Origin of the sequence: Bacillus sp. 7894-2 (assembly GCF_002272225.1) — a bacterium.
Lineage (GTDB): Bacteria > Bacillota > Bacilli > Bacillales > Cytobacillaceae > Cytobacillus.
This window is the reverse complement of the sequence record NZ_NPDG01000068.1, coordinates 1-14,284: the sequence shown is the minus strand read 5'-3', so window position 1 is coordinate 14,284 and position 14,284 is coordinate 1. Positions and strand designations below refer to the sequence as shown.

The window sequence follows — 14,284 nt, the reverse complement described above, 5'->3', positions numbered from 1 at the left end:
CCTGTTATTTGGAAATGAGATATTTTTCTTTAAAATTGACCAAAGACGTGCCTGCTTCGGGCTCTATTTGTAAATTCCGCCTCTCTATTTGCAATTTCATCCTCTCTATTTGCAGGTCCACTCCATCTATTTGCAAAACCATTCTTCCCGCGCTGACTGCACTCGACTATTTGCAAATTCACCCATTCTGTTTGCAATTTTGCTCTCTCTATTTGCAGGTCCACTCCATCTATTTGCATATTGATATTCAATTTGCAAAAAAAGCTTTCCTATTTGCAAATTCAGCGTTCTATTTGCAGATCCTCACCATCTATTTGCAAAATCCCCTCCAGCCAGCAGTCACCCCAAAAAGAAAACCCGGCTCCTCCAAGGAAGCCGGGTTTCCCCATACTATTATTTATCTTTCTTTCCTTTCCCTTTACCAGGCTTTGCCGGGCCATCAGGGGTTTCGTGGTTTTGCGGAGGCTGTTCGCCTTTTTTCAGCTTGTACAGTTCGACCGTTTTGGTTGTTTTGTTGCCGGCCAGGTCCTCTGCTTCAAACGTGAAGACGTTTAAGCCTTCTTTCAATGATAGTTTAATCTTTTTGAATTCCTTTTCGATGCCTCTCATTGCATAAGGCTCCTGGAATTCCTGGTAGAATAGTTCGCTGCCGTCCTGGTAGAAGCGAAGCTGGTCAAAGTTATCTGTCACGGTGATGTTGATGACAGGGTCTTTCTTGTTATGCTTAATGTATTTGCTTGAAGGCAGTCCATCAATATCAACCGTCGGGCCAGTCGCATCGACGATGATTGTGCGCTTGAAAGAGATCGCATTATTTGCAGTATCCACAGCCTTCACTTCCAGGCTGTGAACACCATCTTCAAACGTCATCACTGTTTCAAATTCATATTGACCTTTTTCTTCGTTGTAAGTTGTCTCAATAGGTGTTCCGGCAATGGTGAATTCCTTCATGCCAGACTCTTCTTTAATATGGCCGCTGACAGTCAGTTCATTGGTGTTGTACACTTCAAGGGCCTCAGGCTCTTCTAGGTACACGTATGGAACAGTCTTGTCATTGCTCACTTCGCCCACTTCCACAGTTGCTTCGGAAGAGTTGCCGGCAAAGTCATAGGCTACAACCTTAACATTGGCGCCGACTTCCAATTCTTCCGGAAGATCAAATTCTTCTGTATCCCCGCTTAGTGCTTCATCCAGAATAGACTCTTCATCTACGAAAATATCAATATACGAAATGCCTGAGCCTTCAGGGTTGTCAGCAGCTTCCAGCTTTAATGCTGTGTTGCCTTCGATAAGGTCAGCCTGAACGCTTGGCGCAGCCGTGTCCACTTTTACAGGGATTTTCACGGATTGCCATTCTGCCCCTGCATAGTCGATGACAGACTTAATCTCGTAATAGTACTGTCCATCCTCGGCAAGCTGGTTGCTGACTTTTCCATCCCAGCCCCAAGACGGATTTAGCGTATAATTCGCACTCCGGCCGCCATCAAAATAATGCTTGCGGAGGCTGTTTTCCGTACGCAGCTTACGTAACGTTTTTCCATCCTCATCTGTAATCGCGAATTCTACTTGTTTCGCATTTCGCAAGAATGAAAGAACCGGAATCAATTGATCCTGAACTTTGTCCCCGTTCGGTGAAATCGCGATTGTTTCACCGCTGAATGCATCGTTTACCGGATCATATCCTAAGTAAGAATAGCCCTCGGCAGTCTCAGAAACAGCTCCTGCCATTCCGTAGAAGGAACTCTCATCATACTTCATGCCATCAAGGATTGGAGCCTTGTCCCAATCTCCCTTGAAGCCAACATAAGGAACCGTTAATTGCGGGTTCACGTCAGTTGAGTCTGTCAAAGTGACATACCCTTCAACAAAATATCCATTCGGGAATACCTCGTTGATGTCACTAGGAGTTTCCCAGTTTCCTGTCTTCGAAGGATCTAACACTTTTGCATTGCTGACATCCACACTTACTTTAAAGCTTACAGATCCATTCGCAGGAACGGTTACCTCTGCAGAATCCTGGCCTTCCACTTTTACAGAAGCATCTAAAATGTTCTGAGCTTCAAGCTCATCCGCTGCCCAGCCCATTTCTTCATAGGCTGCAAAATCAGTCTGCAGATTCGCTGCTACATCGTAAGCCACATCTTCATTACTGAAGTTTTGTGCTTTTAATGTGAATTCAAATGTATTGCCAACCTCTTTTAAAGCCACTTTCCCTTCATTCGTTGAAGTCTCCGTTACGATAACCGGAGATGCTAACGCCGAATGAAGCTGCATGATGCCGGAACCTTGTCGGCGTGGGGAATAAGGGATATTCCATTCAAATGCACTGTTGACGGTTCCTTTATCAATGACTGGTGCCGCTGTATTCATCATGAGGTTCTTCGCTACGTTGACACGGTCAAAGCCGGTTACGCCAAATTCTGTATCCACACGCTCAAGAACAAGTGCCGCACCTCCGGAAACGTGAGGAGCTGCCATGGAAGTACCGCTCATCATACCGTACTGGTTATTCTCAAGAGTAGAGTAAATTTGTCCGCCCGGAGCTGTAATCTCAGGCTTAAAATCCAGGTTAGGCGTTAATCCCCATGAAGTGAAGGCGCTCATTTTGCCTGCTTCAGGATTTGCTGATTTTGTTTTTTCTCCGTTAAAAGAAAGCGTGACTGTCTCGCCATCCTGAATGGCTGCTGCAAGCTTGTCTCCATCTGTCTTAAGCATGAACAGCTGCGGGATGGTAATGGACGGATCGCTTGCCATGTTGACATAACCGTCAGCATTATTGTAAATAATGACGCCAACAGCACCAGCTGCCTGAGCATTCATCGCTTTATCAACAAATGCCAATTCTCCGCGCTTGATTAATGCGTATTTTCCAGCAACTCCGGAAAGCTCTTCAGGTTTGCCCAGTCCGCCGTATGCCACCTCAAATGTTTTCTGTTCAACATCGTTCGGATGGACATTGCCAGCTGATAAAAACGCAGCTTTTCCGGACTCTTCACCGAATTGATAGTTCACTGCATCGAGATCCATGAAGCTATTTTCAATGGATGCTACTTGCAAAGAATCATAGGATACACCAGGTGATCCGCTAACGCCGATATCCGGGTTTTCACTGCTTGGATTCGCAAATCCATTTCCAAAGTGAGCAGAGTTCCCCGCAGAAATAGACATTAAAATGCCGTTTTCCACTGCTCTGGCAATCGCTTTTTGCTCAGCTGATTCAGGGCTGACGAATCCAGCTGTAGAACCAAGGCTCATGTTCAGTACATCTGCTCCAAGTACAATCGCATCATCAATCGCCTTTACATAAATATCACTGTATGTAGAAGGCATATTCGGATCATTTCCGAATACTTTAAGCGCAAGGATCTGGGCTTCAGGTGCTACCCCTTTAATGCCGCCGTTCTCCTCATCACCATTCGCTCCGACAGTTCCGGCAACGTGCATTCCATGCATGGAAGCATCCGGGCCTATATCACGGATTGTGTCATTTTCATCCATATAGTTGTAACCATATGGTACTTTTTCAGAATAATATTTTCCAAGAAGGCCGTTATCTTTTTTAAACTTGGAGATTTCCGCCTTCGTTAATTCCTTTTCTGATTCATCGGCTAAAACCATATCACGGTGAGAAGGATCCATACCGGTATCAATGACACCGACTACCATGCCCTCACCTTTAAAGCCATAATCACGCCAAGCTTCCTGAGCTTGTACGAGCTCTTTACTGTATAGCATATCCGGTTTTTCCTGCGGCTTTTCGTACTCGTTTACCACTTGTACTTCCGCCACTTCCGGCATTTCTTCTACAAGCTCAATATCGCCATACATCATCTCAGCACTAAAGCCATTTACGATTGTAGTAAAGCTTTCGCGCTCAATCATCTTCACTTTATTCTTTTTGGCACGATCCTTTACCTTCTGCTGTTCAGACAGCTTTTCATTTTTCAGCTTCTGCTTTGTTGCATCTGGAAGTTCTTTATACTTCTTCTTTTGCTTTTGGGCATAAAGGACAGATGGCTCTGTCTTCATCTCCACGATGACCCTGACAATATCTGTTTTCTTGTATTGCTTGTCCAGATCACTTTTCTTTATTTCCTGGATGGTCTTGCGGTTTTCTTCTCCTTTGGTGTTCGGTGTTTTCACAGGCACAACGGCTGCAGATACCGAACTGGAGAAGATTAACATGAACATTAATAAGGCCACTGCTGATCTTTTAATCCTCATTCCCTACCTCCTAGTTATATTATTCTGAATTTTTTTAATACACTATAAAGGTACCAAAACCAAAATTTTCATATAAGGATCAAAAGACCTGATTAGCAACTTTTATAACAGGAAATTAGATCTATTTTTCTCGAAAAATGCTGTAGAAAAATTTCATATTTTAACAGAATTTGAGACTTAGCTGGGACAGAGGGACAGGTTCTTTGTCCCGATAAAGGGCACTGCTAAAAAAGGCATAAACCAGACAGCATCAGATGGGCTGGTCTATTTGCAAGTTTTAAGATTCTATTTGCAGATTCAGGCTTTCTAATTGCAGGTCCTGTCCATCTATTTGCAGATTGATATTCAATTTGCAATTAAAGCTTTCCTATTTGCAAATTCAGCGTTCTATTTGCAGGTCCTATCCATCTATTTGCAAAATCCATACCTCTGCAGATTCCATTTATCAAAACACTCATTAAAATGGATATTTATGTTAATATATTACTTGGGTTCCTTAAACCGATCCAGCTTTATGATATTTTCATGCTGTCTAAAAGAATAAGTACCATACAAAGAATAACAATAAGCATCCAGAACACATCCGCAGCAAAGTTCATACTACTACCACGATTTAAGTATTTGCCCTATTTTAAAAGGAAAGCGGTGAAAAAATTGAGTAAGAATAAACGAATATTACTAAGTCTATTTGCCATCCTCATTTGCCTTGCGCTATTTGTGATTGGAATCCTATTTGCCGAAAAAATGCCTTTACTTACCGTGCTGGGGATCGCCGGACTTAGCGGAATCTATTATGTTGTGTTCCGGCTTGTGAAGACATCAGCGGAGATAGAAAAATAGCTTAGATGAAAAGGAGATACACATGAATACATTTAAAAATATCATAGCCACAAAAGAAGAATTTGCGTTTTTTCGGGAGGAAATCGGCCAGCCGAGTGCGCGTGCCGCCGGCAAAGTTATTTCTTTCATCGATGAGCACTGCATTAATTTTATTTCCAAGTCGCCTTTTTTAACGATGTCCACTTCAGATGCAGCCGGGAAATGTGATGTTTCGCCAAGGGGTGATGCCCCTGGGTTTGTGACAGTTCTTGATGAGCAGCATCTATTTATTCCGGAACGGCCGGGCAATCGAAGAATGGATACCGCTCATAATCTTATCGAAAACCCCAATATTGGTCTTCTTTTTCTCATACCAGGGCTTGGAGAAACACTAAGAATTAACGGTAAAGCGTACATATGCCGTGACCCGGAGCTTTTAGAAATGAGTATAGCCAATGGACGCACTCCGCTATTTGGCATTTTAGTAGAAGCAGAGGAATGTTTTATCCATTGTGCAAAAGCATTGATCCGATCGGGGTTATGGAACGGGGAGTCATGGCCAGCAAAAGAAGCCCTTCCTTCTGCCCCTGCTATGCTGGCAGCCCATACCAACCTGCCGAATCAAACCGCTGAACAAGTGGCGAAGGATCTTCAGGAAAGTTATAAACACAGATTGTATTAAGGGTAAATAAACGATGCGGAAAAATGAACCTGAACAGATTTGCTGGTTACATTGTATTTAGCATATTAACTCAAAACAAAAATCGGCAGCTTTTTTTGCTGCCTTTTCTTATGGTTTTTACCCCTCCTCATGTAAAGAGTGTTCCAGGTTACCTAGTGACCCAGATGTTTTTCGTACTGAACAAGTAATCTCATGTAATCAGCTGGCGGTTTTATGTCCGGCTTTAATTGTTTAACGATTTTAAGGGCTGAGTCATGCTTTAATCCATATCTCTGCATATAAAAAGCAGTAATAACAAAACCCAAACGCTCTTTGCCAATGGTATCATGTATTAAAATTCTATGTTTTAACTCCATAAGATGATTTAACTGTTTCATAAGTCTAAGAACCCATTCTATAGTAGGAGCAACCCGAACATTAAGTGGAGCCCAAATCATAATTCTCCCAAAAAAATCAAAAGGAGGCTGGTCTGGTTTAGTTCTTAGATTAACAATTGCAGTTATATTTTTTTTTATAAAATCCCAGTCTGCTGAAGAAATCTTCCCGCCGATATAGAGCCTTTTTGGAATCATTTCAATAAAACTCATTTTTGACTCACCTCTTTTCATCCAACTCCTTCTAAAAAATAAAAAGGCAGCCAAGACTGCCCTTTCTCTACTCCTATTGAGTTTAAAATTAATGCCGAATGCAAATTTACCTAAAGCCCATCAGTATTAATCAAAGTCATTTTCTTCTTCAATTTTTAATACTTTTCCTGTTTTTGCAATAATCTCTACCTCGAATAATCTGTTATCTGGTGTTAAAATAAAAACTTCATAAACTAAGACACCATTTTCTAAATCCATATCTACATGTTGAATTTGTCCCGGTACATTTTTAAGAGCGATCTCTTGAGCCTGCTCCTTTGTAATTCTTTGTCTATATATTGGTTTGGGGTTGCCATAATAATAATTTTCATACATTTGAAAATTCCCTCCTCATCCTTACATAATTCAACCTCTTTTATCCATATGTATGTGACAAACTAAAAGTGCTAATCCATATCTTTTTTAACTTACCTCAGTTTGTTCAAAAAGAAAAAGCCGCCAAAGATGGCAGCCGTTCTTAAAGCAATATTTGTACAATCAAATTTCAGTCTATATCGCTTCTATACTTTTCAGGTAATAACTCCATTACATTACACTTTACCAGTTCACTGTTATAAGAAATGATTACATCAGTTTCTTTGCCGTAATCACTAATTAACTCTCGACACATCCCACAAGGAGCAACCACCCAGCATGTCTCTATATCCTCGTGTGGGTGAGGATGAGCTACTGCTACTATCGTTTCAAATTCGTGTTCTCCTTCTGATATAGACTTACCAATAGCCATTGCTTCACCACATACGGTTATTCTCCCAACATTCGCTTCAACGTGTACTGCTGAAAATACATTACCAGATGTTGTTCTGACTGCTGAACCAATGTGGTGCCGCCCATACCTATAATTTTTTTCAATGACTTTTTCTGCTTCTTTTATCAATTCATAGTCTTTAGCTTCTAAAGGTTTTACTTTTAACAAAATAGTTCTCCTCCATCTACTAGTCCACCGGTATCAATACATATCCTTCTGAGTAAAATTCCAAAACGCCACAGCCAGGCAGCCGGCCGTCCAAACTCCAAGCACTGTTAGCGAAAACGGCAGGGACATCCCTTCAATCGGCGGAGCCTGGCCTTCCAGGTAGTTAATCAGATCAAAGTTCAAGTTCACCAGGTATTTGGAGCTCGTCCAGCTTGAGCCGAGGGAAGACAGCAGGGTGCCTGCGATTAACACAGCCATCATGGACCCAATTCCCGTGGCTGTATTTTTCACCAGGACAGAGATCATCAGGCTTATTGTTCCAACGACCGCTGTCACCACCCATGCAAGCCCGGCTGACATCAGCAGGTATTTCCACATCGGCAGGGTATGGATATACTCTGTTGAAAATTCACCAGTTGCAGAAGCTTGAAATCCTGTTAAAATAGGGGCGGTCCAGCCGTCATATCCGAGGACGATCCCTGAAATCCCATAGCAGACGATCACCGTAGCCGCCATCAGCATGGAAGTATACAGCAACACCGTCAGCCATTTGGCCATCAGAATCCGCCACCGCCTAACCGGCCGGGACAATAAGGTTTTGATCGTGCCGTCATTGTACTCTCCGCTCACAATATCTGCCATGATAATAATAATGAATAACGGCAGGACAAGTGTGACTCCCTGCGATAAAAAGATGCGGATAAACGTAGGGGCTCCAGGATAGTTCGGGTTGATATCGTTGTCCAGATAATACTGCTTTTGCTTCAGATCAAATTCGAGGAACTGTCTGAATTCGTCCTGGATTCCGCTTGATGCCAGCCGGTTTTGCCGGTCGACAATTTCCTGCTGAAGCTCCACCCGCCAGTCCAGAGTGCCCTGCTTTTCAATTTTCTCCTGTATCTCCCGGTATTGGGCATATGTAAACATCGACACCAGTATGACTAAAATCAGGATGACAACCGGCAGGCGCTTTTTGGAGGCTATTTTCATCACTTCATTCCGAATCAGGCCAAGCATATTTGGATTAGACAATATGATCGCCTCCTGTCAAACTGATAAATAGATCCTCCAATGTCTGCACTTTCCTTTCAATCGTCCATACCTCAATGCCCGCTTTCATTAGGGCTTCATTGAGGATTGAGGTTTTGCTTTCATCCATCAGCGTATGTATCGTATGGTCATCGGACAGTTCTGCCGCCTGGACATGCGGGGATTCCTGTAAAATAGCTAGCGCACGGAAAGAATCACTGACTCTCCAGTCCACACCGGCAGACAGTGCACCAACCAGATCACTCACACTGCCAACCTTTACGATTTTTCCATGGCTCATAATAGCCACGCGATCTGCCAGCAATTCGATTTCACTTAAAATATGACTGGATACGAGAACCGAAAGACCCGTTTCATCGACCAGCTTTCTGATAAACAGGCGAAGATCCTTGATTCCCATCGGGTCCAGTCCATTCGTTGGTTCATCCAGTATCAGCACATCCGGCCGGCCCAGCAATGCCTGAGCAATCCCCAGCCGCTGCCGCATCCCTAAAGAATAGGTCCGCACCTGATCATCGATTCTGGCTGTCAGATCCACCAGATCAATGACTTCCTGTATCCGTTCTTCATCCACACCGGGAAGCATACGGGCAAACATCTGCAGATTTTCACGGCCGCTTAAATACTTATACAGCTCCGGATTTTCGACGATGGAACCAAGGCGCTGCATCGCCTGAACAAATTGTTTTCTCACATCGTATCCGCAGATGTGAATCTTTCCGGACGTTGGCTTAATAAGCCCGACAAGCATCCGGATCGTAGTGGTTTTCCCGGCGCCATTCGGACCGAGGAATCCAAAGACTTCGCCTGGATAAATGTCAAATGATATATTATTAATAATTGTTTTCTTTCCAATAATCTTCGTTACATTTTCTAATTGTACTGTTGGCTTTAAACTCACAGCATCACCCCTGTTCTATTCTAACTAAATCTTCGAACAATAACTCTTTTGAATACTCCAGTTTGGAAAAAAATTGATACAATCAAATTAGAAGGAGAGGTCAAAACATGAAAAAATGGATGTGGCCGTTATTTTTAACCCTATCCCTTGCCCTGACAGTTCTGTTTGGCTATGGACTTGCCAGTGCCTATATGGATGTTACCAGCCCGCCCCAAGGAAAAGCTTTGGAGAAAACCGAAGAAAATCCTGCCACACCCGGCGATGCCTATGTCGCCCTTGGAGATTCATTAACGAGAGGTGTCGGCTCGTCGAATGGAGAAGGTTTTGTCTCGCTTGCTGGAAAAGAGCTTAAAGAAAGAAATATCGTAGATCGTTTTCAAAACCTTGGGGTGCGTGGCGCCAGAATTGAAGATTTATTAACGCAGCTCGAACAGAAGGAAGTCCAGAGATCTATTAAAGAAGCCAAAATAATCTCCATCACCATTGGAGGCAATAACCTTTTTAATAGCGGGAAGATCCTGGAGAAATATTCAGAGGAAACCGCCCTGGGCATTGTGGACACCGAAATTCCGAATCTGGAGAAAACATTCAAAAGCATTCGCGAAACCAATCCGAATGCCGTCATCGTCTATATGGGACTTTATAATCCTTTCAAGCAATCGCCCAACGGTGATTCATTTGATTCCATCATCCAAAAATGGAATGAGTCTGCCCGGACATTAGGATTGAAATACCGTGTTCAGATAGTGGATACCTTCAATCTGGTTACAGATGCCAAACGTGACCTGTCCAGTGATGTCTTTCATCCGAATGATGCCACTTATCAGGAGATGGCTGAAAGCCTTTCACTTGTTTTTGAGAAAAATATCGTTGAATAAACTGAAAGGTGAATCTGCAGCAGATGTGCAGATTCACCTTTTTTGCTATAAATCTACTCTTCACAAATCTCTAATATCCGGTTTATTGGACTGTACCCGGTTGATATTCAGAACCTTTGGATCTGCTGTATCGGTATTGTCTATTTTGCAGATGTTGCACCATCTGCCTTTTACTTTTGAAGTTAACGGAACTTCTATATCATCTCCGTTGCCGGTTTTGACGAGGACGCGGCCGTCGTACCTGGCAAAGTTCTCCCCTTTTGAAATAAAGCCGAGAAACCGGAAAATATTCGTGGCAATGATGACTGAGTCCAAATCCTTCAGTGTTTTGATCGTCAGGTTTTCTGAATTGTTTCCAGACGTGTTTCCGACACCGGAGTCTCGATCAAGCTTAATAAATGGAGAGGCATGGAACCCGCCCTTATTGCCAAAATAAATATGTCCAAACTGGCCTGTTTTGGTTTTATAAAAAGCGTGCAGATCCAAATCAACACCCTTTGTCCATTTTAGCCTGACTTTAACATTTTCAATTTTGGCTGCCTTTCTGAGTGAAACCCCTTCTCCGGGTTTATCCAGCGTGATTTTCCCAAGCTTAATCGGCTGCTGCTGAACAGCTGGCTCCGGCACTATAGGCGGTTCGGGTTTTGCTGCAGTCTCTTGTAAAATAGGAGTTTCGATTTCCAGCGCGGGTGCCGCCTCAAAAGCGCCGCTCTCCTGCTCCTCTTCCACTTCAATGCCAAAATGATTGCACAGTGCAGCAAGTCCGCCGGAAAAACCGCCGGTATTGGCTGAAAACTTCCAATCTCCGTTTCTATTATATAATTCACCCAATACTAAAGTGTTTTCAATCGTAAAAGATCCCAGCTTATATGTAAGCAGTTCTTCCCCTGTTGCTGCATTGCTGAATAAAATAGAAGCATTGTTCATTTCTGAGAAAGTCTGATTTTTTTTATCACCTTCATAGATGGTCAGCGTAAAAACAAGCTTTTCGATAAATGGTGTTATTAAAGGCAAATTAATGTGAAATATTTCTGTGCTTCTGCCCGTCTCTGCAACCACAGAATGCTGTACAGATTGATCCGTTGAAACACTATTGCCATAAAAAATCATGGAGGAATCATCAGGGCAATGCCCATTTTGGTCAGCCATGAATACAGCTGCATCTATATCATAAGCATCAGGACTTTCCCAGTTGATCCGGATAGCAAGCTGCGATAAGTCTGGCCTTGTTTTTGTTAAATCAATACGGGAACCTTTTTGAATGTCGGCTGTCATATTTTCTGCTCCTTTATTACCTGTTTACTGATATGATAGCTCATTCCACCAATAACTTCCAGATTCAAAGATATCTCCTGCAGGATTTATGGGCAGCTGTCATCTTCCCATCGCCCTGTATAAAAGTCTGGTACATTAGTTTATTTTTGACCGCCACCAGCCAATGCCCTCTTAACTTCCCGAACAAATCGTGTTTCAGCATCCAGCATAATGAGATGATCGGTGTCTTCAAAAATGACGATATCCGTAAATGGATGAATTGCCTTCATATGAGAAGCATAATCCAGTGAAAATTCTTTATCGGTATTTTCATTTAAAGCAATCATCAGTGTTATGTTTACTTCTTCTGGTATTCCAGCCGCTATTTCTTCCGGGTTCAATTCCCATTCAGCCTTCATGTATCCCAGCTGTCCATCGTCATTAATTTTGTATTGATATTTCTTTTCGGCATCATTCCAGACAATTTGATCCAGAACGGCCTGCTCGATGGATGGATTCCATAAAGAAGGATTATCCCCCTTCATAAACTCGATAAAGCTGGATTGGCTTTCGAAGATATGATCGGGCATCGTTCCATTTTCAATATCTGACCATGATAAACCCTCTGTCTTACTGAATGGATAGTATCCTCCATCCACTAAAATTAAATTCTTCACATTTTGATACAGACTTGTATAAACCAGGGCAACGGACGCCCCGATAGAGCTCCCCGCCATACATACCTTACTGCTTAACCCAAGCGAAGCAATTAGCTCATGGATTTCCCTCGATACCTCTTCAAAGGAATAGTGATCTAACGCGTTACTCTTACCATGGCCAGGCAAGTCAATTAAAATTAAATAATAGGAATCTTTCAAGCCATCAACAACCGGTTCCCAAATCTTATTTGTCCAGCATAAACCATGGATAAAAACGATCGGCGGATTTGAACGATCCCCTGCTGTGACATAATGAATATGGTTTGTCATCATTTAACTCCCTTTCTTTTTTCCTCCCGCTGTGCTTCCCATTACATGCAAAAGAAGCCCTTCCGGCCGGAACTGCTTTTCTACCATTTATTATTCCACTTATTCCTGTTATTTTGATATTCGCCCCTGAAAATATAATCAGCACTTTTATCTGCGCTCCATTGGGCCAAAAACGTGGAAATTGTCATAAATATCCCGCCTTATCGGAAAGTAGAGTTGTGTTTATTTTCTAAATATTACCTCTATTTTAACATAAATTCCCTTTCGGGCAGCATAAAAAATAACCTTGACCTCTTGGATCAAAGTTATCAGATTCTTACTCAAACTTCCCGGCACATTCCCGAATCGCTTCACCTTCAAACGTAAAAATGCCGCTTCTTGGTGGTTTCACGGATTGAATCATGGCTTGAGCCAATATTTCTGTCGGCAGCGGTTCCTGAGAACGAAGCAGTCCGAATTTATTAAAAAACTTTACGGCTTTCATTCCGGCAACCTCCATGGTTCTATCACTATTTTTTCGTACCAGCACAGGCGGCTTAAAGATTGTCACACCAGGAAACCCTAAATCTTTTACCGATTCTTCCAGCTGCCCCTTCATCCTTGGATAAAATAAGGGAGAATTAGGCGACGAGCCTCCTGAAGATACCAAAACATAATGACTGACATGGTTTTCTCTGGCTATGTTGGCAAACTGATATTGGTAATCGTAATCGATTTTCCATTGCGCTTCCTTACTGCCCGCAGCTTTTAAGGTCGTTCCCAAACAAGAAAACAAGACATCGCCTTTCACGGAATGCTTCCATTGTTCGGATTGATCAAAGTCAATCACATGCACCTTTAATTTCTCATGCTGGATAGGAAGACCCCGCCTGACAAAAACATCTACCTGATGAAAGGACTCATCTTCCAGCAGCAAATCCAGCAGGTCCCTGCCTGTTGCTCCCGTAGCCCCTATTATTAATGCGTGCATTTTTTTCTCCTTCTATTCTGGATAGTTTCTTTCAATTATATATTACATTCAAATATAGGGAACTAAAGATCTATTTGCTCGCCTGATTCCATCAGTCATTGTCCTAAACCTGAATAAAAGCTTGTTTAAAGGGTAATATAACTCTATAAAACTTTTACGAGGTGAGGGAAATGTCTAACATGATCAATCAAGAAGAAATTGAAACACTGCGAGAGTTAATCAAAGACATTGACACGGCCATGCTTACCACGGTTACGGAGGAAGGACTTGTGTCCCGTCCAATGAAAACACAAGAAGTAGAATTTGATGGTGACTTATGGTTCTTCACGAAAAAAGAGACTGCTAAGTATGAGGAAATTCTTCATGATCAGGATGTTAATGTGGCTTATGCAGGCAAGTCCTATGTTTCCGTCCGCGGAAAAGCGGAAATCGTTGAGGACTTGGAAAAGAAAAAGGAATTGTGGAGCAAAGCATATGAAGAAATCATGCAGACATCTTATGATGATTCCAACGTTGTCCTTATAAAAGTAAAAACGGAAGCGGCCGAATATTGGGAGACTGGCAATTTTACGAAAAAAGCAGCTTTTCTCTTTAAACGCATGACAGGGCAAAACTCTAAATCAACAGATATTAACGAAACAGTTGATATGAATAAATAAAGCAGAAATGGATTGTCTGGATGACAATCCATTTTTGTTGCGACAGATGAGTTCATTTTGACCGATTATGCCCCCCCCCACTTTTTTGGCTGCCCAAAAAAATATTTTCAGCTTTAGATTTCATTTATCTTAGGAATTAGGAACGGAATTTTCCTTTTCATCATCCGCACTTCCATTTTTAAGGATTTCATTAATTTCCCCAACATCCCCTTTGGCATTAATGATTTCAAATATCTGATTCAGTCCTTCACTTGTTTCCTGATCTTTGTCTTTCATTAGAATCCCTCCATATAAA

13 protein-coding genes are annotated in these 14,284 nt (G+C 42.3%); 4 read left to right on the top strand and 9 right to left on the bottom strand.

The genetic code is table 11. The features are described from left to right. Window positions 1–393: 393 nt before the first annotated feature. Entirely contained in the window at window positions 394–4,224 is a 3,831-nt protein-coding gene (locus CHI10_RS10255; protein ID WP_095244198.1) for a S8 family serine peptidase, read from the bottom strand. 654 nt (window positions 4,225–4,878) lie between these two features. Here CHI10_RS10255 and CHI10_RS10250 point away from each other — a divergent pair. Then, window positions 4,879–5,064, top strand: a complete 186-nt coding sequence (locus tag CHI10_RS10250; RefSeq protein ID WP_095244272.1) for a hypothetical protein — start codon at window positions 4,879–4,881, stop codon at window positions 5,062–5,064. Window positions 5,065–5,086: 22 nt separating this feature from the next. After that, complete coding sequence (locus CHI10_RS10245; RefSeq protein WP_095244197.1) at window positions 5,087–5,725, top strand: pyridoxamine 5'-phosphate oxidase family protein; 639 nt, start codon at window positions 5,087–5,089, stop codon at window positions 5,723–5,725. Window positions 5,726–5,877: 152 nt separating this feature from the next. Here CHI10_RS10245 and CHI10_RS10240 read toward each other — a convergent pair whose 3' ends face one another. The 5 genes from CHI10_RS10240 to CHI10_RS10220 form a co-directional block, all read right to left on the bottom strand. Beyond that, window positions 5,878–6,312 (bottom strand): dual specificity protein phosphatase family protein, encoded by a 435-nt coding sequence (locus CHI10_RS10240; protein WP_179288999.1) that lies wholly within the window; start codon window positions 6,310–6,312, stop codon window positions 5,878–5,880. A 126-nt stretch (window positions 6,313–6,438) separates the two neighbouring features. Further along, window positions 6,439–6,687, bottom strand: a complete 249-nt coding sequence (locus CHI10_RS10235) for a PepSY domain-containing protein (RefSeq protein ID WP_095244195.1) — start codon at window positions 6,685–6,687, stop codon at window positions 6,439–6,441. Between the two features lie 169 nt (window positions 6,688–6,856). Beyond that, on the bottom strand, window positions 6,857–7,288 hold the full coding sequence (locus CHI10_RS10230; protein ID WP_095244194.1) for a cytidine deaminase: 432 nt from the start codon (window positions 7,286–7,288) through the stop codon (window positions 6,857–6,859). Window positions 7,289–7,321: 33 nt separating this feature from the next. Beyond that, window positions 7,322–8,320, bottom strand: a complete 999-nt coding sequence (locus CHI10_RS10225) for an ABC transporter permease (RefSeq protein ID WP_095244193.1) — start codon at window positions 8,318–8,320, stop codon at window positions 7,322–7,324. Further along, the gene (locus CHI10_RS10220; RefSeq protein WP_095244192.1) at window positions 8,313–9,239 is read right to left on the bottom strand and encodes an ABC transporter ATP-binding protein; all 927 of its coding nucleotides are present in this window, start codon (window positions 9,237–9,239) and stop codon (window positions 8,313–8,315) included. Before CHI10_RS10220 ends, CHI10_RS10225 begins: the two co-directional genes overlap by 8 nt. 107 nt (window positions 9,240–9,346) lie before the next feature. On the opposite strand from CHI10_RS10220, the gene CHI10_RS10215 reads away from it, so the two are divergent. Beyond that, the gene (locus CHI10_RS10215) at window positions 9,347–10,117 is read left to right on the top strand and encodes an SGNH/GDSL hydrolase family protein (RefSeq protein WP_095244191.1); all 771 of its coding nucleotides are present in this window, start codon (window positions 9,347–9,349) and stop codon (window positions 10,115–10,117) included. 60 nt (window positions 10,118–10,177) lie between these two features. Here CHI10_RS10215 and CHI10_RS10210 read toward each other — a convergent pair whose 3' ends face one another. From CHI10_RS10210 to CHI10_RS10200, 3 genes are all read right to left on the bottom strand, one after another. Further along, window positions 10,178–11,392 (bottom strand): TerD family protein, encoded by a 1,215-nt coding sequence (locus CHI10_RS10210; protein WP_095244190.1) that lies wholly within the window; start codon window positions 11,390–11,392, stop codon window positions 10,178–10,180. 140 nt (window positions 11,393–11,532) lie between these two features. Further along, window positions 11,533–12,363: an alpha/beta fold hydrolase gene (locus CHI10_RS10205; protein WP_095244189.1), complete on the bottom strand. Its 831-nt coding sequence runs from the start codon at window positions 12,361–12,363 to the stop codon at window positions 11,533–11,535. Between the two features lie 313 nt (window positions 12,364–12,676). Continuing rightward, window positions 12,677–13,330, bottom strand: coding sequence for an NAD(P)H-binding protein (locus CHI10_RS10200; protein ID WP_095244188.1), 654 nt, complete (start codon window positions 13,328–13,330; stop codon window positions 12,677–12,679). A gap of 170 nt (window positions 13,331–13,500) precedes the next feature. On the opposite strand from CHI10_RS10200, the gene CHI10_RS10195 reads away from it, so the two are divergent. Continuing rightward, window positions 13,501–13,989: a pyridoxamine 5'-phosphate oxidase family protein gene (locus CHI10_RS10195; RefSeq protein ID WP_095244187.1), complete on the top strand. Its 489-nt coding sequence runs from the start codon at window positions 13,501–13,503 to the stop codon at window positions 13,987–13,989. The last annotated feature ends 295 nt before the right edge of the window (window positions 13,990–14,284 follow it).

Coding starts and splice junctions, on each gene's coding strand:
- CHI10_RS10255 (WP_095244198.1), bottom strand. CDS start 4,224: ATGAGGATTAAAAGATCAGCAGTGGCCTTATTAATGTTCATGTTAATC.
- CHI10_RS10245 (WP_095244197.1), top strand. CDS start 5,087: ATGAATACATTTAAAAATATCATAGCCACAAAAGAAGAATTTGCGTTT.
- CHI10_RS10240 (WP_179288999.1), bottom strand. CDS start 6,312: ATGAGTTTTATTGAAATGATTCCAAAAAGGCTCTATATCGGCGGGAAG.
- CHI10_RS10235 (WP_095244195.1), bottom strand. CDS start 6,687: ATGTATGAAAATTATTATTATGGCAACCCCAAACCAATATATAGACAA.
- CHI10_RS10215 (WP_095244191.1), top strand. CDS start 9,347: ATGAAAAAATGGATGTGGCCGTTATTTTTAACCCTATCCCTTGCCCTG.
- CHI10_RS10210 (WP_095244190.1), bottom strand. CDS start 11,392: ATGACAGCCGACATTCAAAAAGGTTCCCGTATTGATTTAACAAAAACA.
- CHI10_RS10205 (WP_095244189.1), bottom strand. CDS start 12,363: ATGATGACAAACCATATTCATTATGTCACAGCAGGGGATCGTTCAAAT.
- CHI10_RS10200 (WP_095244188.1), bottom strand. CDS start 13,330: ATGCACGCATTAATAATAGGGGCTACGGGAGCAACAGGCAGGGACCTG.
- CHI10_RS10195 (WP_095244187.1), top strand. CDS start 13,501: ATGTCTAACATGATCAATCAAGAAGAAATTGAAACACTGCGAGAGTTA.